The organism is Pseudomonas sp. TSO6, assembly GCF_056098905.1.
In genome coordinates this window covers 92,786-110,506 of record NZ_JBLZWV010000037.1, presented here as the reverse complement: position 1 = coordinate 110,506, position 17,721 = coordinate 92,786, and the positions used below count along the sequence as shown (strand labels likewise).

Genomic DNA, 17,721 nt, shown 5'->3' with positions numbered 1-17,721 from the left:
ATTGTGTAAGTGTTGATCTAAGTATGTCTGTTCTATTAAATTGCTACTTTTTCTAAGCAGGTTAAGTAGGTCCGAATTTTATGCCGGTGGCTAATTTAATTAAAGTGTCCGACATACCGTATTTTGATATGTCACAAGCGGGAGGTAAGTTCTTTGGGTCGCTGATTTTCTTTGGTGAGGGGAAGTGGCGAAGTTGGTTGCACGTAGGAGGTGGGAATTTAGAGGAGACTGGCACCATACCGGCTGAGGGTTGCTACTATGGAACAGTTCCGGAACGACCTACGGACTTGTTCCTGAGTTTCCTTGACTTTATTCTGCAGAGGGCAAGCTTTTCTGAACTCAAGAAGCCCATTGCAGGAATTCAGGACGATTTGTTTAATCTTTCTGCAAGTCTCGCTAAAGTCGCTCATATCCATAAGACTAGAGGCTCGATAGGTCTGGGCGCGGGACGAATGATTATCACCGAGATTGAGTATGTGTTCTCTATCTGTAGGAGTATGATCGATTTGTTTCAGGAGGTTGTGGCAAAACTGTGGGAGAAAGTTAGGTTTAAAGAAGAATATGCGCTTCAAAAGAAAAAGCTGAAAACTTCATTTCGTGAAATGGTTTGGTTTCAGGGGAAGTTGTCAACTCAGGAGGAGCTTGAGTCTAGGTTTGGCCTACCATCAGTATGGGCTAAATTCTATCTTCGGCATGTCGATTTTTTTCAAATAATAAGAGTTTTTCGTGACAATATTATCCATAATGGCTCCCAGGTCCAGACTGTTTTTGAGGGTGATCATGATTACCTGTTGAATTTTCATGATAGCCCTTTTGTTGGTATGGGGGTCTGGTATGACAAAGAAAGAGTTTCTGGGGATTTTGTACCGCTAATGCCAGCTCTAGCTATGGTCGCTTATCGAACTATTTTGATTTGCGATGATTTTGCAGAAATGGTGACTAGAACTTTAGAGCCGGGTAAGCCTCTGGTGCCTGGTATGACGCTGTTTATGCGAGGGTTCTTTAACGAGCACTTTACAACAGTCTTGGATGATGCCCAAAAGCGTTACTTATTAGGAGTCGAGCAAGGCATTAGAGGGTGATCGAAAGAGGAAGGAATTCGCTTTGAAGCATTCTGCGCAGGCCCAGATGTCGGCATGCGCAGGCCAAAGCACTCATCCCCCTCCCGCCGACGGGCTTCGTCTACTCATCAGGATTTGACTCAAGATATTTAAAGTACTCGCAGTAATTGTTGGCTAGAGATAATTTTTCCAGCTTTTCAATATCTTCCTTCGCGTACTTCATCGAGATATTTGTGCGGGTGAACATCAAGAAAACAAAAGAAAAAGCAGCGGCCAGCAGGGAAAGCAAACCCCCTTTAACTGAAAGAAATGCAGCGCTTAACTCCGCCCACGTGAAGGCGACGTTGGGAGTGCTGACGGCCGGCATGAATGTTAACGGATAGATAACGCCGGCGAGGAATATGCCTCCAACAAAAAGTAGTGACCAGGTTATCTGGGGTGGGGATTCTGGATTGCCTCTTACAGATTCAAGGAAATCACTTATCACTCTGGCATGATGTTTTGCCTCTAAATGACATGCGGTGATCAACTCCCTTTCCTTACGCAGCTCGACCCAAGGTGTATTGAGCCCCGCGACATCTAACACCGTTTTGCGTGTATCGAAGTTAAACATTTCTGTGTTGGAGCGCATCATTGCGGCGAACTGAGCCAGGCCCGTCAGCTGTCCGCTAGCGCTTTCCTCTTTGGCCCGCTCAGCTGCTTCTTTCCGAAGACGTTTATCGAGATTTAGCTGGCAAACGTTGTTAGCTTCTTCACGCAATTTATCAAGTATTGGCTCTCTCTCTGAAAACTTAGAGAAACCAGCGTCGTCGTAAATTTCTAGGAGCATCTCATCTGTGACTTCTGAAGCTTCCTCGTAATCTAGTTCGTCTATCTTTCGCGCGGCACTGCTATATGCGGCTGAGTTCTTTTCTCGATTGTACCAGTCGAATGCAATTGTGTCGATTCTGTCGAGAATCTTTTTGGACTCAACAACAAGAGTTTTCATTCTGTTGTTTTTTTCGGAGAACGACGCTTGGTTTGCAAATATCTTGGCAATAATGAATGCGCCGATGATACCTACGATGGCAGCAGTTGATTGCGATAGTGTGCTGAAAAACCAATTCCAATCGGGTGTCATGATCCATATCCGTGAGGTTCATCAAAACGTAGGCAGAGTGACAGCAGGCAACTCTAACAGATCGCCCAGTCGCAGTATCAGGCTGTGAATGAATACCAACTCAAAGCTCTAGGTCGCCTTGGCGGCCTTGGTGGCCCTGCTCACTCACCGGCTCAATCAGCTGTGACCCTTGATTGCGCACGTTACCGACAGCCTTGCCGACCGGGTACCATCGAAAATCCTCTGCCGGGCGGCATCCCGTCTCTATGATCGCCGCAGCGCGTTCGGGTGATGTGCCTGGGTGCAACCATTCTCTTGCCAGCTCAGGTGCAAGTACCAGGGGCTTCCTGTCGTGGATGTCGACCAAGCCTTGATCCGCAGCTGCAGTGATAACCACGAATCCATCGCGGTCGTCCGGTTCGATTCCCTGGTGCACCTCAGCAAGCGCGCCGAAGAAAAGCGGGCCGCCGTCGGCGCTCGTGATGTAGTACGGCTGCTTTCGCTTGGGGTCTGCTGGGTCCGGGTTCCACTCGAACCAGCCATTTGCAGGGGCTAGCGCTCTACCGCCTGGCCACAACCCCTTGAAGAACCTCCCCGTCATCACCGTTTCTGCTCGAGCATTGATCGGGTCGGGACGTTTCCCCTTTGCCCAAAATGGCGACCATCCCCATTTGACGCGATCCACACTCAGTCCTTCATCAATCTGGCGAATGATTTCGACACGCGTCGAAGGCGCCACGTTGAAGCGGCTGATTGGCTCGTGGTCATATCCATTGACCACCACCAGATCCAGCGATAGCTGGCGCAGATAGTGATCCATCGACTCATACATCGAGTACCGTCCGCACATAGCCTGCCTCTCGCTTGTCAGAATTTTCATCGCCCAGGATTGACCGAGCACCCAATGCCATATCTACTGTATATGCATACAGTTTGCATTGGACGTTCCATCATGACCATCACATTCTTGGGCGTGCCCGCCGGCGGCACTGAACCCTTACCTCTGTATTCGTTTCGCGTTCCTGCCGGCTTCCCGTCGCCTGCAGCGGATCACCTGGAAGGCCATATTTCCCTCGATGAGCTATTCGACCTCCGTGCGCCGCATGTGTATCTGGTGAAAGTGGAGGGCGATAGCATGCAGGGCGCCGGTATCTATTCCGGAGATATCGTCATCGTAGACCGGGGGCGGGAAGCAGAGCACGACGATATCGTCATTGCGGCTGTCAACAGCGAGCCGGTATGCAAACGGCTTCACCGTCGTGACGGGGTGGTAATCCTCAAATCGGAAAACCCAGCGTATCCCCCACGCTACATCATGGAAGGTGACGACCTGGTCGTTTGGGGTGTGGTCCGGTACAGCGTCCGTGATCATGCGCAGTGAGCCGGTGTTCGCGCTCATTGATTGCAACAGCTTTTACGCAAGCTGTGAGCGCGTCTTCCGGCCGGATCTGGCCAGAACGCCGATTGTCGTACTGAGCAACAACGACGGCTGTGTGATCGCCAGGTCTTACGACGCGAAGCCCTACGTGAAGATGGGGGAGCCTTATTTTCAGGCGAAGGAAAAGCTTCGCCGGCACGGCGTCGTGGCGTTCAGCAGCAATTACGCTTTGTACGGCGACATGAGCGAGCGGGTTATGACGCTGATCGAATCGATGGTGCCGGCGACTGAGGTCTACAGCATCGATGAATGCTTCGCTGACCTATCCGGCATTCCTGAAAACCTGACCGAGTTCGGGCGAAAGGTTCGATCGAGAATTTTCCAGTGCACGGGCATCCCGGTCGGTGTCGGTATCGCCAGCACAAAGACGCTCGCCAAGCTGGCTAACCATACGGCTAAACGCCTCCAGGCGCAGACCGGCGGAGTGGTGGACATCACTGATCCGTTCAAGCGCGATTGGGTGCTGCGCAATACCGAGGTGAAGGAGGTATGGGGCATTGGCCGGCGGATGACGGCTCACCTTGAGGCGATGGGCATCCGGACGGCCATGGACTTGGCCAAGGCCGACGCTTGGACACTTCGGCAGAAGTTCAGCGTGGTGGTGGAAAAGACTGCCCGCGAGCTGGCCGGCACGCCCTGCCTCGAACTGGATGAGGTCGAACCGCCTAAACAAGAAATCTGCTGCAGCCGGATGTTTGGCAAGCGGCTAACCGAGCTGGCGCCAATCAAGCAAGCCGTGGCCACCTACGTCGGGCGAGCGGCAGAGAAGCTCCGCTCCCAAGGTTCGGTGTGCAAGCGAATGCGCGTGAGCATCCGCACGGGGATGTTCAATCCGGACGAGGCCCATCACGCCCAGGGCGCTCTGGTGGAGCTGCCATTCCCAACCTGCGACACGCTACTGATGACCAGACTGGCCACCGACGCAGTCGCCCGGGTCTTTCGGCAAGGGTTCCGGTACAGCAAGGCAGAGGTCCTGCTGATGGACCTGCGGCAGCCCGGCGAGTTTTCGGAGGATTTGTTTGCGCTGAAGCAGTCAGTTGCGTGTGACCGGCTGATGCAGGTGATGGACAACATCAACGAGCGCTGGGGAAGGGGGACGATGCGCGCCGGTAGTGTGCCGGTGGCGCCGGAATGGGGGATGAGAAGGGAAATGATGAGCCAATCGTTTACGACCAGGATCGATCAGTTGTGGACAGTCAAATGCTGAGCCTTCCTGCGGCGTGGCTGCTGAACTGAATGATCAGACGGCCCTTCAAGCTGATCCGTGCGGCCGTGCGTTGGTGCTGTACGAGATGGCGTATGCCGCCCATCGCCGGCGGGAGATCAGCGATGAAGATTTGGCAGAGATGCTCGAGCTCGCAGACGCCGGCAGGGAATGGGCATTGCTCGAAGATTAGGAGGATTGGCTCGGAACGGCCTGGGAGGGTGGAGGTGGCAGTCGGTATCAAGGTAGGACGGCGCTCATATCAGCGCACAAAATCCTCACTCAGATGCATGGCGCAGACCATCACCTTACCTTCGCGTAAAAGTGGCCTCAACGGTGAACGCTAAGGTTTGAGCCCGTTTTGCGTGATCGGTGCGGAAGCGGCCAAATCCTAAGACTGTCCTAGAGGGCCGCACAAACTTGAGCTGCCACTCATATCACTGTAGGACTGGGCCGGTGGTATGGGCTGCAAGCCGGTGGTGCTGGAGCAACTATGACATGCCCCGCAGATGATCGATCTCCGCCGCGACCTGCAGGGCGGCTTCAAGCTCTGACTGTTGCTCCTCCTCCATCAACCGCCAGCGCTGGGCTTTTTCCTCGGGCTCGGTCATGGCCAACGCGAGGTACAGACTCGGTGGCACCGCCCGGAACAACGTCTCCAGGTTCTTCGACAGGACCACGCCCTCGGTGTATTTGCCCGAGGCCTTGCTCGCGGAGAGCAGCAGTGCCTTCTGCGCCGGCGTGAGCTTTTTGAAGCGGGCAATCTCCTCGATTTCCGCTGGCGGCATGTTCAAGCAGATCCACCACTCAATCATGTTGAGCATGGTCTGCGCCGCGTCGGGCAAATCGGCCATGTTCTGCGTCGCTAGCCAGAACCAGGCGCCGAGCTTGCGCCACATCTTCGTGCCCTTGACCACAAAGGGGGCCAGCAACGGGTTCTTGGTGATGATGTGGCCTTCGTCGGTGACCATGATGATCGGTCGCCCCAGGTACTGATCGCGCTCGGCGATGTTATTCACCGTGTTCATCAGGCTGATGTAGCTGATGGACATCTGCGCCTCGTAACCCTCACGGGCGTACGTGGCGAGGTCGACGATCGTCACGTCGCTCTCCGGCCAGGGTGTGCCGGGCCGGTCGAACAGGGCACCTTCAAACCCCTGGCAGAACAGGTCGATGGACTCGGCCATCTCCTGCGCACGCTCACGGCGTTTGTCGGGCAGGTGGGTGTCGCTGGCGACCTTACGCAGGGCATCGCGCACATGGCGGGTCAGCACCTGCTGCTCAGTCGTCGCGCAGTACCGGGCGGCATCGAGGATGCACTCGCGGATCAGACTGCGGTCCGCCCGGGTCAGGCGCGCCTCTTCCTTGGCTTCGCCGCCGGTGATCATCAGCCGCGCGGTGATCTCCAACTCGCCCAGCACATCGCGCTGCTCATCACTGTCCGGCGTGGACTCATCCAGGTCTTCAGTCGACAAGCTGGCGACCTGGTCCGGATGCTCGATCAGGCGCCGGGCATGGGCGAACGGCGCCAGGCTCACATCACTGCCCGGTTTGAGCTGAACCTTGTTGACGGACAACCCGAGCGTGGCGAAGTAGTCGCCCTGCAGGCCAAAGGAGTTGCCAGCTTCGACGATGAACAGTCGCGGCCGGTACACGGCCATGACCTGCATCAGGATCGAGACCAGGGTGGCTGACTTGCCGGCGCCGGTCGGGCCAAACAACAGCAGGTGGCCGTTCATGGAGCGGTCAAAGCGCGACAGCGGGTCGAATGACAGCGGCGCGCCACCGCGGTTGAAGAAGGTGATGCCCGGATTGCCGGTACCGATGCTGCGTCCCCAGAGCGGCAGCAGGTTGGCGACGTGCTGAGCAAACAACAGCCGGGTGTACCAATTGCGTGTGTCCCGCGCCGGGTTGTAGACCATCGGCAACCAGCGCAAATAGCTGTTGCAGGCGGCTACTTCATCGCCGTCGCGCACCGGCTGCAGGCCGGCGCCGAGCAGGACGTTGGCAGCCTGGACCGAACGCTGGCGCAGCTGTTGTTCATCAGCGCCGCGCAAGTACAGCGCCAACGTGCCGCGGTAGAGCTTGTGCTGGCGGCCAATCAGCGCGCGGGCTTCTTCCACGTCCTGGCGGGTCTGGGTCGAGGCGAGGTTCTCGCCGATGGCTTTGCGCGCCAGGCGGTTGAGCTGCTCCTCGAGCACATCCTGGGGCGTGATCACCAGAGTCAGGCTCAGCACCGCCTGCTCGGGCAATTGATCGAACAAGGCGTTCAACGCCTCGCCTTTGCGCGTCTCACCGGTCAGCTGGCCGATATGCGGCGGTCTGCGCAGCTTGTCGACCACCATCACGGTGTGGGGTTGCTGATCGAAGTACCACAGACCCTGCTCGCCGTCGGAGCGCGGTTCGTGGAAGAACAGCCGCTCGGCGAAGTCGTGGTCGAACGGCAGCGGCAGCTCCTCGCTGCCCTCCGTCTCCGGGTAGGGCACACGTAGATAGAACGCGGCAGGCGTTTCGTCGGTGAGGGCAGGAGCTGGGTTGAACCAAGGTAGCAACCAAGCGTAGAAGTCACGCCCAGTCAGGCGTCGAGGGCTGACCCCGCAGGCCTGCAGCGAAGCCACCAGGCGGTCGCAGGTGCGGCTCAACAGCTGGACCGGGTTCTGCCCATCTTCGTCGGCCTGCTCCCCCAGCCAGCGGTAGACCACCAGGCGAATCCGCCGGTTGCTGCCGCGCCAGGGGAGGTGAGACACCACATGGTCGTCGAACAACCCGCCCGGTTTGCCGACGGCGTCGAGGTGGCGTTGCATCGACGTGAGGAAGGCCTCGGTGAACGGCGTACCTCGCGCGCGCGGCGCGATATAGCGTTCCAGGCGTTCAAGGTACGGGGCAAAGTCACTGTCGTCCTGGCAGAAGAACTGCACCACCCAGGGCGCCTGGTCGAACTCGTCGAAGCTGTCCTGCAGCGCATCTTCCAGGGCGTCGCGTGCGGCCATTAGCCACTCGGGCTCACGGCCCTCGGTGCCGATTGGTTGCAGTTCGAACACGGCGCCCACGGAACGGTTGTCGTCGAGCAGAATGGACTGCTCCTCTTCCAGATACTCGACCCAGGGCAGGTGGTCGGCGAAGCTGGGGTTGTGCGCGTACTGGGCAGCCTCATCTGCCAGCGTGGCGCGCCGACGTTGCGCAGCGCGCCAGGGCTGCCAGCGAGGAGGGTCGCGACTCGCGTCATCGGTCATCACAGATCGTCCAGGCGCTCGCCGGGCAGCGCGTATTGGACCCTCTCGTACAACGGGAACACGGTCGAATAGCCAGGCACCGGCGTCTGTTGGGTACCGGCCAGGTGTGGGTACACGTACATGACCAAGTCTGGGTTGGGCAGGCGCGGAAACTGGGCACGGATTTCGTTGGCCGCCGTGCGCGTGTAGGCACTCTGGTCGTTGATCAGGCGTTCGGGGTCCAGCACCGGCCGACGCAGTTCGCCGCGCGCCTCCAGCAGTTGTTGCTGTGTACCGACCGAGCCACCGCCGTTCCAGATATCCAGCATGGTGTGATCGCCGTGGGGCAGCATTTCCTCTTTGCTGGTGGAGCAGCCGGCCAGTTGCAGGCCGAGCAGCAGGCTAATCCAGATCCAGTACCGAGACGGATGGGCTTTCATGGTTCACTCTCCGGCCTTTAGGTTCGTAGTCGATGCTGATTTCGTGGTCCAGGTGCAGGGCCACTTTCGCCCCAGGCGGCACGTAGATGGCGGCGAAGGCTTCACCGTAGAGCTTGTTGATCCACTCACGAATGTCGCCAATGCCCCCGCTGATCACTGAGTTGAGCGCGCTGTTGCCGCTGTTCTGGGACAGGCCCAGGCTGCCGCTGGCCGAATTGATGAATGAGGTGTTGGTCTGCTCGCTGCCCAAGGCCGCGGCAAAGCCGGCGCCGGCTGCGGTGATCAGGCTCTGGCTGCCCAGGTACTGCTGGGCGTTGGAGCGGCGCTCGCCGGAAATGCACGGAATGCCGTACGGGTCGGAGATGTAGCCCAGGCCGCCGCGGATCTTCTCGGTGTCCGATATCTGGGTGCTGCTGCGATTGCGGCTGACGACCTTCTGCGGCTGCGGCACCGTGCGGACGGTACCGTCGATGAAGACAAAGGTGATTGACTCGACCTGGCCGCGCACGCAGGACAGCGTCCAGTCACCGGCGGCGGTGCCGCTCATGACCGCGCCGACCACGTCCGGCAGGTCGATGCCGTTGGCGGTGAGGTTGTCTGGCCCCACTAGCACCTTGAACGGATAGGGATCGTTCACTGTGCCGTCCACCGGCACCCGGCCAATCAGCGCGGTCATGGCGATCGAGCCCATCAGCGTCGAATTCTCGGGGATGGTGTAGACGGGCCTGGCGCCTTCGGTACGGTCCTCGGCGTTCTCCAGATCACGCTCGCCTTTGGCGACGGCACGCAAGCGATCCTGGCCACGGTCGATGGCGTTGTTGTCCAGGGCGTGCAGGTCCTTGAACTTTGAGGTCAACGACGACAGCGGACCGTCGGCGTTGCCGGTGTCCTCTTGGCCCGCGCGGGCATTCGACGGTTCGATCCATTGCACCGCATCTGCCGGTGCCTGAGCCCCTGCAAACTGCTGCTCGTCTCCCGGCTCAAGGCCGAATCCCGCAGGCACATCCGACTTCGTGGCTGGCTTGCCGGTGAGCTGGTCCTTGAGCCTGGAGAGCAGCCCCTGGGTCTCGCGGTGTTGCTGCTCAGCCTTCTGCCGAGCATCGTTGGCCTGCTGGCGCTGCTCGGTGACCTGTTGGTTGACGCTGCTCAGCGTGCTTTGGATGCGCGTGTCGATGTTGCCTTCGCGCGTGCGCAGCCGGTTGTTCTCGGTCTGCAGCACATCGTTGCCTTTCTTCAGCGTCTGCATCTCGCTGCGCATCGCCTTGACCTGGCCAATCAACGTGGCCACGGTGTCGCGCGGGGTGTCGCCGGCGATGCCCAAGGCCTTGGCCTGCTCCGCGGTCAGCATGGCCTTGTCCGGATCGTGAGCGGGCTCGCCGTCTGGGGTGGCCACCCAGGATTTGACGATGATCAGCACGATGCCCAACAGGACCCCGGGCACCAACCACTTCAGCAGGCTGTTAGCTTTCATGATCGTCAGCCTCCGGCTTTGGTGGAGGAAACAGCAGAGCGTGCTTCAGGTCACCGCCGCGGGTGACCAGGTACGCCACGGTGGTGTCTTCAGGCGTACCGGTGAGACCTAAATCCGCGTGCTGGAAGGTTGCGGCGTACAACGTGGCCTGTAGGTGACGCGGGTCAAGCGCGACCTTGCCGGGACCGCGGTTCACGATCTTTATCGCCGTCACCCAGTAGTCGCCCAGCCGCCAGGCCGCGAGTGCCTTGATCGAAACCCGCTCGGTGGGCAGCAACGAGCTGAACGCAACAGAGTCGCTCAGTGGCACCCGTCGCACACCGGGCAGTGGGGCCACGGTCCGCAGGGGCGCATAGAGGTTCTGCGCCGCATAGCGGGTGAGCACCACCGGTACTGGCGTCGCTGCAGGTGTCGCCTGCTTCGCAGCTTCCACCTCCGGTACCGGAGCCTGGGCCACAATCTTGACCGGCTCCAGCGTCTCGCTGCCCTCAAGGGCCTCGATGTCGATCAGGATGATGTCGCCTGACTTCAGCGACTGCAGCTGCAGCCGGGTAGGCGGCAGGGGTTCTGCGGCACGCAAGTACACCGTGCCGCCGACGGATTGCACCCGTAGCTTGCCGGCGATCGCGCCGGGCAATCCCACGCGAACATCCTCATCCAGCAGCAGGATGCGTTCCTGGCCCACCGTAAGCGGTACGGCCAGCGGCAGGCGATCCCAGTATTTGACCTCGACCGCACCGACTGCAGAACACCAGCCTGCGGCTATCGCCAGCATCATGATCAAGACACGCATCATCCCGCACCTCCAGGCAGCGTCAGCTTCTGCGGTGTGCCTTCGTAGCAGTCCAGGGCCAGGCCCCATTTGTTGTGCTCGGGGTCGACGTCGAAGCGCACCACTCGAAGCGGATAGCGCACCACCACGCGCTTCACCGGCTCAGCGGCGTAGTACTCGTCGGCGTTGAGGTCGAGCTTCACCAGCCAGCTGTGCTTGTCCAACTGCTTCACCCGCAGGTCGGGGTCGTCGCTGTAGCCGCGGCCCAGCACCTCGTACACCCCGCGCACCCGGCCGCGCAGTTCGCCCGCGGCCTTGCGATACTCGAAGTCGCCGTCAAAGAAGGTCTTGCACGCCGGAGTCAGGTAGGGCTGCAAAGCAAAGATGGCGCGGTGGTAGTCGACCTCGCCGTCGGTGGGCCACCGGTTGAGCTGGCCGAAGATGTACAGCGCGAAGGCGTAGATGTTTTCTGGCGGTACATCCCACCATTTGCGCGTACTGCCGGAGCGCAGATCAGGCGGCACGTGAATGGTCAGCTCGGAAGGCGAGGACTGCCAGCCGTACCACAGTCCGCAGCACAGGAGTGCCAGGATCGAAACGGCTAGACGCAGGCTGAAGATGTGCGCCTGCTGCGCATCCACTTTGTTGCGGAAGCGGCTCATGGGGCGGTCCTCACATGTCGGCGCGTGCGGCGCACCGTCCAAGGCCCCGAGTGGAGGACCAGCTGATGAGTGCCGATACCCCAGTGCAGCGCCAGGTGCCACTGCAGACGGCGGTACAGCCAGGTTTCGGGGCGGGCTCGCTTTGCCCGGCGCATCAGCTTACCGCCGCCCAGCAACACCAGCGCCATGCAGATGAACATGCAGGTGGGGAGGGTGGCGATGGACGCGGTGGCCACCGCCAGCGGCGCGCCGAGAATCACACCTAACCCTGCGCCGATGATCAGTGCGACCCACATCTCGTCATTGGTGAGCCCACGGAGAACGGCGGGGTCTCGGTTGAGGCGCTCGGGAAGGAAGGTCAGAGTGCCGTCAGGCAGAGTGGCTGGGGCGTCGGACATGGTGACCTCACAGGATCGTCGCGGCTTTCGTGAGGAACCACAGGATCACCACCACCAGCAGGGCGCCGACGCCGACCACGGCACCGAGGTCCTTCCAGGTCTTGCGCTGGTTTTGCACGTCGGCGTAGACGGTGAGCGAGTGCCAGGCGACGCCAAGGAAGGCAAGGGTAGCAATCAGCAGACCGAGCAGAATGCCGCCGTCGTAGGCGTAGTTCTTGATGGTGTCGATCAGGCCCGAGCCCTCACCGCGAGACGGTGCTTCCATGGTTGGCAGGTCGGCCCAGGCCAGTGTCGAACTCAACAGCATCAGACCGCCGAACAGGGCTTTCGAACAGAACTCCCGCTGCAAAGCGAGCGGGCGAGGACAATGACGGGGGAGGTTCATGGCAAGGTCTCCTGATTACGACAGCATGAAAAACATCAGCACGATCAGGGCGAGGGCCAGGCGTAGCGTGCTGCCGCCGAGCGCACCGAAGTTGAGGTTGCCGGCCGCCCAGCCCCGGTAACCGGTCCACAGGGCCCAGGTGCACCAGAGCAATGCGAGCACCAGCACCGATGAGCGCCATAGCACTGAGCTGAGCTGCGGGGTGAACCCGGCCACGGCAGAGAACGCGCTGAGTTGGGCGTCAGTCATGCTCATGAGAGGGACTCGAGTGAGGCGGTTCAGCACGGTCATCACCGGTCAGCTCGACCAGATCAGCTGGCTGCGCACGCGAGGGCGAAAGGTAGTTGTGGATGCCTTGACGCATACGTCCAAGGTCTGCTGCGAACCTCGAGTAGTCGAAGCGATAGCGGGCGCCTGCGGCATCGACTGAGCCGCTGTTGGCACGGTCGGCCAACAGTTCGATGGCAGTGATCTGTCGCTGCACCAGGCCGAGATCTGATCGCTCCGGCGCGTCTTGAGCGACGGTACCGAGAGACACCAGGCAAGCAAGAAATAGGACGGAGGAGGTAGTTTTCATGGTGAATTCCAGCCTTAGATCTGGCATTCACCCTGAGGAATTAGGACGTTTTTGGCATGGATTAAAGGGATCTTTGATCCTTCACTTTAGAGTCTAAGACTTCAGTGAGTACGTCGTGAGTCACTGGCGCAAGTGTGTTGGATCGGCTACGCATTACTCTCCAATGACCGCAATCGACCCTAGACGCTCATACCCGGTCTCTAGCTCGCGGCGCGCTCCGTCACCAATCGCTACGTTTAATGGGCTAGCCGCTCGACAATCCAGTCTACGAAGCCACGAACACGCGCATTCAACTGCTTGTTTGATGGGTAAATCGCAGAAATGGGTATCGTTGCGCACGTGTGTTTTTCAAGGATGGGTACGAGTACACCGGACTCAAACAGTCGCCCAAAACCTGGAAAGCTGCCCTGCACAATTCCATGACAAGCATGGAGTACATGGGCGGACGTAAAGGTTTGCGTGAGATGGTAACGAAGAAGGGGTTCAAGCTGCTTTAGGAATGAGCCCGCGACCGCTTCTGGCCGTTCGCCGCCCGTCCCGAACGACGGGTATCGGTCGATCGCAGCCCTTTGCGACATGTAACTGGCCGATTTCTTCGGGCCAGAGTCGGAGCGTGGGCAGGTCAAATCCGACGCAAACGACCGGTCAAGTCGAATGCAAATGGGGGGTCAAGTACATACATTTACTCAGCTAGAGGCGCGAGGGAAACAACGGCACGATAACTGTCTAAATATCGTTGGTCGCCTCCCACAAATCCGCCATTGCTCGGCTACAGCAGATGGGTAATAACCCACCCTTGCGCAGCTAACGCCGCTTTACACTCTTCTGAAACCCGTTCTGCGTTGACTGCCAGGCAAAGAAAACTGGTAGGTCGTGACATTCCGACATACAGATTGCGGTACTGAGATAGCTGGCTCTCAGGCGTTTTTTTAGCTCGAGTACCGATCCCTGCAATGATGGGCAGCGCGAGCTCCAGATCGAAACGACGATTTGGATGACCTAGAGACTCCATGACGAGGGTTGCCAAGTGCGTTTCACCTTTCATCGAGGCGAGTGTGCCGATGTGAATGTTTAAGCTGCGACCTTTTTTTTCGACTGAGCAAATCGATCGGTGAAGCCCGTGAATAGCCATGGGCGCTGGCCGTTGAAAAACCGGAAGCTCGGTGAACATCTGCAGTGTCAGATGATCTGGGAGCAGCGAGCGCAGCTTTACGTAAAGCGTATTCACGATACGGACGCGCCTTTCTTCATCTGCTTCCGCCACGTTTGCCATGCATAGATTACGAATCAGCAACCGGAAAGCCGACACGTCCTTATCAGCATCGCGCAATTTGCGAATCAGCTGATGATCAGCTTTCAAGCCTTCGACAATCTCCGCTTTGGCAGCGCGCAGCACCAGAAATAACGCTCTGCGGATCTCTTCAAATCGTGATGAAAACGATGCGTTTACGGCAGGTTTTGACCCACCGAGAAGTGCCCAAAATCGCACAAGCTTGAGCCCAGGCAGTTGGTCGCCAGTGGAAGCAGGCCAGTAGTCCAGTAGGGTACGCCCAGCTATCTGTTTTGCGGCATCGCCCTGTTTCCGAGCGCAAAGAGCTTTGACTTTCCCTTTGGTCAGGTCGGTATCGCTGAAGCGGTCTAAGACATGCTCTCCAAACGTCGAGATCACATCTTGTACACGCTCGGTGCTGTAGACGATCAACATGGAGGCGTGACGGTCTTCGCTCTCTCCAGTTACAGCGGCACCCGTCAGCTGTGTTCTGGACACGGACTGAGCGATGTGAGGACCGAAGCGTTTGCTGGAGGATATCGGCAGCGCGTCGCCTCGTGGGAACGTCAAGTGTTCCGCTCCTTCCGAACTACCTAGGATTCGCTGATTGATATCGCCGAAGCGCTGAATGATGACGGTGTCGTCGAACATCAACTGCAACAAACGCTCTTGCTCCCAGGACGTATCCTGCATTTCGTCGATGAAGACGACAGGGAACCTAAGGGATAGCTGGGCCCGAACCTTGGGGAATTGAGTTAACAGGCACTCCGCGTACGCGAACATGTCCGCGTGCCGGAAAACTCCCTCGGCGGCGAGTGTTTGTTTGATACCGACAATTGTCGGATAGGTTTTCGCGCTTGGCTTGGGGAGTGAGCCGGATTCACTGGCTAGGTCCAGAGATGATCCTTTGTAGACCAGCCCCTCTAGCATGGGCGCAACACCTGGGTTCATTTCCATATAGCGCCGCAAGCTGTAATTGGCATTGGCTAAACCTAGTGCTCGACGGGCAAAGATGTCGTTGTCGATCACATCGACGGTCATCCCCTTGCTTCGCAGGTACGGCAGAGCCAGAAACTGATTCACCATGGCGTGAATCGTTCCTATGAAGTGAGGATGCGTGAGTAGGCGACTCCCGTCATGGCTTGTACCTAACCGGCGCTGAATTTCATCACGGGCAACATTTGTATGACTGAGTACACAAACACCTGCGCGGCTTGAGGTCCATCTCGGCTTAGCATCAACAGCTTCGCTGCAAGCACTGTGGTCTTACCACTACCTGGCGCGGCGTTGATGTCACGAGACTGGTTCTCCAGTAGCACCGTACGCCGCTCGTGATCATTGAAGTTCAAGTCGGGAGTCAGGTCGTGTAGAGCATCAAGATCACCAGCGCCGATCACAGGGACGGTCATGGCTCCGTCCTACCAGTCAGATGACGCAGCGCCTGCTGTAGATAAGGCGGCAGATTGTTGAACAGCTCATCTCCTTTCCCATAATCGCCTGTTGAAATCAGGTGAGCCGCGTATTGGGCGGTGATGGCTTTTGATGCTTCTTTCTCTACGAGCGGTTGATAGATGATGGACGCCAGCTCCGCTTTCGAATGCCCGGCATTCGAGAGTTTTTCCCAGAACGCTGCTGATTCGACAATGGCTTTCTTCTCATCTTCCTCCGTCAGCCGTTCACCCCTCGAGTTTGCCTTCTTAGCCAGATGAATCGCGTCATGCATCAACCGGTCGCATCCGTAAAAGGCGAGATCGTATTCCAATGTCCATTTGTTGGAGACACAGACAATTGTGCTGCCGCCCTGGGCACGGTCGATCTTTGTCTTGACCAACGCCTCGGCCTCCTCCGGCGTATAGTCTTTTTCGAATCGCTTACCTTTCTTGGGAGCGGATACGTAAGTGGCCTCGTCAGGAACGATGTCACGATCCGTGATGCAGGCGACAGGAATGGGAGTCGCCGAACCATCACTCGGCTGGAGGATTCGAGCGTAGTGATAAAGCCCAACCCCGCCGACGTTTACACAAGAGATCCCGTGTTCGTTGAAAGAGTATCCTGCGGCCGCCGCCAAGGCGGGCAAAAGTATCGATTCTGCTGGCCCCTCTACGATCGCAACACCGCGAGCGAAGAACAGGTTCGCTTTGGTGGCATCAATAAAACGTCTCAAGAACTCGTAATCGCTTTTCAGCAGCTTGGTCTTCCCGTGAGCCAAGCTGAACAGCTGAGCACGGTTCACCAAGGTGAGGCTCGCGATGTCGGCGCCCGCCGCCAGAGATGGGCTGTGGGTGGTCATCACGATCTGAACAGGTCGGCTATCTTGCTCAACTGCCTTGGCGGTGCGCTCCAGAAGCTGCTGAACGCGCTCCTGCAACTGCGGGTGGAGATGGGCCTCAGGCTCCTCGATCAACAGTAATCCGAGCTCCTCACCGTCACGCAGAAGAACCAGTTCAGTTGCCATGAACAGAGCGTTGTTATAGCCGAGCCCGCGAATGCATCGCTCACCTGGATCGATGGTGGAGGATGGCAGCAGCGCCAACTCAAAACGCTCCAGAATGGGCTGCAGGCCCAGCTCCGGAGCGATCTGGATACGTGAGGACAGGGCATCGCCAGCAAACGCAAACTTGTTCAGGTAGTTGTCATTGACGTCGTCCTGAACATCCTTGATGACCTGATGCTCGCCCAGATGGTGCTGAGCAAACGCCATCAACCCTACCAGGTTGCTGGGGACGGTAGCTGGAGCAGCGACGTCGAAGTCATTTTTCTCCTGCCCATCAATACGCTTATGAGCGCCCAGAATTTGCGATAAGCGAGATTGACGACCCGGGCGTAGCTCGGCTTCGGCATCTCGAAGGGGACGCAAGTAGGTGGCCCGGATGAGTTCACGAACCGCCGTACCAATCTCGGGCCCCGTGCCATTCGGACCTGAGCAGGTGATTGCCTCGACTCGCCCACGCTTGTTGGCCTTGGGTGGTATCCAACGCGCTTGCAGATAGACGACCAAGCTATGAGACCCGTCCGCTTCGTGGGTCATCCATTCGAGAACTGAAGCCTCTTGCGCCGGGTCGAGGTCCACAAGGGTGGCCTCAATGAACAAAGAACAGGCTCGGGTCTTACCCTTGATGTGAAAATCTGTTTCGAAGAGGCGGACGAACTCATAGCTGGTTGTCCAGAGCACGTAGCGGATCGCATCAACTACCGAGGTCTTGCCTGAATCGTTTTCCCCAACAAGGATGTTGAGGCCGGGGGCGAGCTCCCAATCAAGTGCTGGCGCCGCCGTACCATCGCCAAACGCCCTAAAATTCGACGCCCTGATCCGCTTCAAATGCATCTTGCTTCTCCGTCCTGTTGGAAAGCCTGTCCCGGATGGCGTAACGCACTCCGTGCACTCTGTGTGCTGTAAATGGCTTTTATCACGGGAGCAAGCGCGTCGGAAGGGTAATTTAGTAGCAGGAGGCCATTACGGAGCAACGAATGAGAGCCTGAAAGCCAGCCACAAAAATCTATGGTCACCCCATTTTTTGCAATACTGATTAACGGATGAAATGGATGGCTTGCTTAAATCTATCCGGCGTCAAATTGGGGCAAGCCCCGCGCCACGATGAGAGCCGCGCCTGACGATCCTTAAAAACCGCTCGGCTTCGAGAGCCGATTTTTATGTCAGGATCCTCGCCAGGCCGGTAGGCCGTTTATTTCATCTATTGCTCAGCTATCGCAAAACCTGAAAGGTGAATCGTG

At 58.2% G+C, this 17,721-nt stretch carries 17 protein-coding genes and 1 pseudogene; 4 read left to right on the top strand and 14 right to left on the bottom strand.

Going from position 1 to position 17,721, the window contains the following annotated elements:
- The first annotated feature begins 80 nt into the window (after window positions 1–80).
- Entirely contained in the window at window positions 81–1,082 is a 1,002-nt protein-coding gene (locus ACN6NG_RS16560) for a hypothetical protein (RefSeq protein ID WP_210014340.1), read from the top strand.
- 100 nt (window positions 1,083–1,182) lie between these two features.
- Here the strand turns inward: ACN6NG_RS16560 and ACN6NG_RS16555 are convergent, their stop codons facing one another.
- Both ACN6NG_RS16555 and ACN6NG_RS16550 read right to left on the bottom strand, forming a co-directional pair.
- Window positions 1,183–2,181 (bottom strand): hypothetical protein, encoded by a 999-nt coding sequence (locus ACN6NG_RS16555; protein WP_210014341.1) that lies wholly within the window; start codon window positions 2,179–2,181, stop codon window positions 1,183–1,185.
- Window positions 2,182–2,281: 100 nt separating this feature from the next.
- Entirely contained in the window at window positions 2,282–3,010 is a 729-nt protein-coding gene (locus ACN6NG_RS16550; protein ID WP_210014405.1) for an SOS response-associated peptidase family protein, read from the bottom strand.
- Between the two features lie 102 nt (window positions 3,011–3,112).
- Here ACN6NG_RS16550 and ACN6NG_RS16545 point away from each other — a divergent pair, with 102 nt between their 5' ends.
- The 3 genes and pseudogenes from ACN6NG_RS16545 to ACN6NG_RS16535 form a co-directional block, all read left to right on the top strand.
- A complete protein-coding gene (locus tag ACN6NG_RS16545) occupies window positions 3,113–3,541 on the top strand; it encodes a LexA family protein (protein WP_210014342.1) in 429 nt (142 codons plus the stop codon).
- Window positions 3,531–4,805, top strand: a complete 1,275-nt coding sequence (locus tag ACN6NG_RS16540) for a Y-family DNA polymerase (RefSeq protein WP_210014406.1) — start codon at window positions 3,531–3,533, stop codon at window positions 4,803–4,805. Before ACN6NG_RS16545 ends, ACN6NG_RS16540 begins: the two co-directional genes overlap by 11 nt.
- A pseudogene (locus ACN6NG_RS16535) lies at window positions 4,799–4,989 on the top strand (hypothetical protein); the annotation flags it as partial. The gene ACN6NG_RS16540 and the pseudogene ACN6NG_RS16535, both read left to right, overlap by 7 nt.
- A gap of 304 nt (window positions 4,990–5,293) precedes the next feature.
- On the opposite strand, the gene ACN6NG_RS16530 reads toward ACN6NG_RS16535, so the two are convergent.
- The 12 genes from ACN6NG_RS16530 to ACN6NG_RS16475 form a co-directional block, all read right to left on the bottom strand.
- Entirely contained in the window at window positions 5,294–8,035 is a 2,742-nt protein-coding gene (locus tag ACN6NG_RS16530) for a conjugative transfer ATPase (RefSeq protein WP_210014343.1), read from the bottom strand.
- Window positions 8,035–8,454 (bottom strand): TIGR03751 family conjugal transfer lipoprotein, encoded by a 420-nt coding sequence (locus ACN6NG_RS16525; RefSeq protein WP_210014344.1) that lies wholly within the window; start codon window positions 8,452–8,454, stop codon window positions 8,035–8,037. The genes ACN6NG_RS16530 and ACN6NG_RS16525 overlap by 1 nt, the downstream gene beginning before the upstream one ends.
- Complete coding sequence (locus ACN6NG_RS16520; protein ID WP_210014345.1) at window positions 8,417–9,925, bottom strand: TIGR03752 family integrating conjugative element protein; 1,509 nt, start codon at window positions 9,923–9,925, stop codon at window positions 8,417–8,419. Before ACN6NG_RS16520 ends, ACN6NG_RS16525 begins: the two co-directional genes overlap by 38 nt.
- Window positions 9,915–10,721, bottom strand: a complete 807-nt coding sequence (locus ACN6NG_RS16515) for a TIGR03749 family integrating conjugative element protein (protein ID WP_210014346.1) — start codon at window positions 10,719–10,721, stop codon at window positions 9,915–9,917. The genes ACN6NG_RS16520 and ACN6NG_RS16515 overlap by 11 nt, the downstream gene beginning before the upstream one ends.
- Window positions 10,718–11,359 carry a PFL_4703 family integrating conjugative element protein gene (locus ACN6NG_RS16510; RefSeq protein WP_064492718.1) on the bottom strand — a complete coding sequence of 214 codons (642 nt, stop codon included), beginning with the start codon at window positions 11,357–11,359 and terminating at the stop codon, window positions 10,718–10,720. Before ACN6NG_RS16510 ends, ACN6NG_RS16515 begins: the two co-directional genes overlap by 4 nt.
- On the bottom strand, window positions 11,356–11,757 hold the full coding sequence (locus tag ACN6NG_RS16505; RefSeq protein ID WP_196154927.1) for a TIGR03750 family conjugal transfer protein: 402 nt from the start codon (window positions 11,755–11,757) through the stop codon (window positions 11,356–11,358). Before ACN6NG_RS16505 ends, ACN6NG_RS16510 begins: the two co-directional genes overlap by 4 nt.
- Before the next feature lie 7 nt (window positions 11,758–11,764).
- Window positions 11,765–12,142, bottom strand: coding sequence for a TIGR03745 family integrating conjugative element membrane protein (locus ACN6NG_RS16500; protein ID WP_210014347.1), 378 nt, complete (start codon window positions 12,140–12,142; stop codon window positions 11,765–11,767).
- Window positions 12,143–12,157: 15 nt separating this feature from the next.
- Complete coding sequence (locus ACN6NG_RS16495; RefSeq protein ID WP_041167230.1) at window positions 12,158–12,397, bottom strand: TIGR03758 family integrating conjugative element protein; 240 nt, start codon at window positions 12,395–12,397, stop codon at window positions 12,158–12,160.
- Complete coding sequence (locus ACN6NG_RS16490; RefSeq protein WP_210014348.1) at window positions 12,384–12,719, bottom strand: integrative conjugative element protein, RAQPRD family; 336 nt, start codon at window positions 12,717–12,719, stop codon at window positions 12,384–12,386. Before ACN6NG_RS16490 ends, ACN6NG_RS16495 begins: the two co-directional genes overlap by 14 nt.
- A 769-nt stretch (window positions 12,720–13,488) precedes the next feature.
- Complete coding sequence (locus ACN6NG_RS16485; protein ID WP_474315250.1) at window positions 13,489–15,153, bottom strand: UvrD-helicase domain-containing protein; 1,665 nt, start codon at window positions 15,151–15,153, stop codon at window positions 13,489–13,491.
- Complete coding sequence (locus ACN6NG_RS16480) at window positions 15,138–15,398, bottom strand: hypothetical protein (protein ID WP_474315033.1); 261 nt, start codon at window positions 15,396–15,398, stop codon at window positions 15,138–15,140. Before ACN6NG_RS16480 ends, ACN6NG_RS16485 begins: the two co-directional genes overlap by 16 nt.
- Complete coding sequence (locus tag ACN6NG_RS16475) at window positions 15,395–17,314, bottom strand: ATP-dependent nuclease (protein ID WP_210014350.1); 1,920 nt, start codon at window positions 17,312–17,314, stop codon at window positions 15,395–15,397. Before ACN6NG_RS16475 ends, ACN6NG_RS16480 begins: the two co-directional genes overlap by 4 nt.
- Window positions 17,315–17,721: the final 407 nt, after the last annotated feature.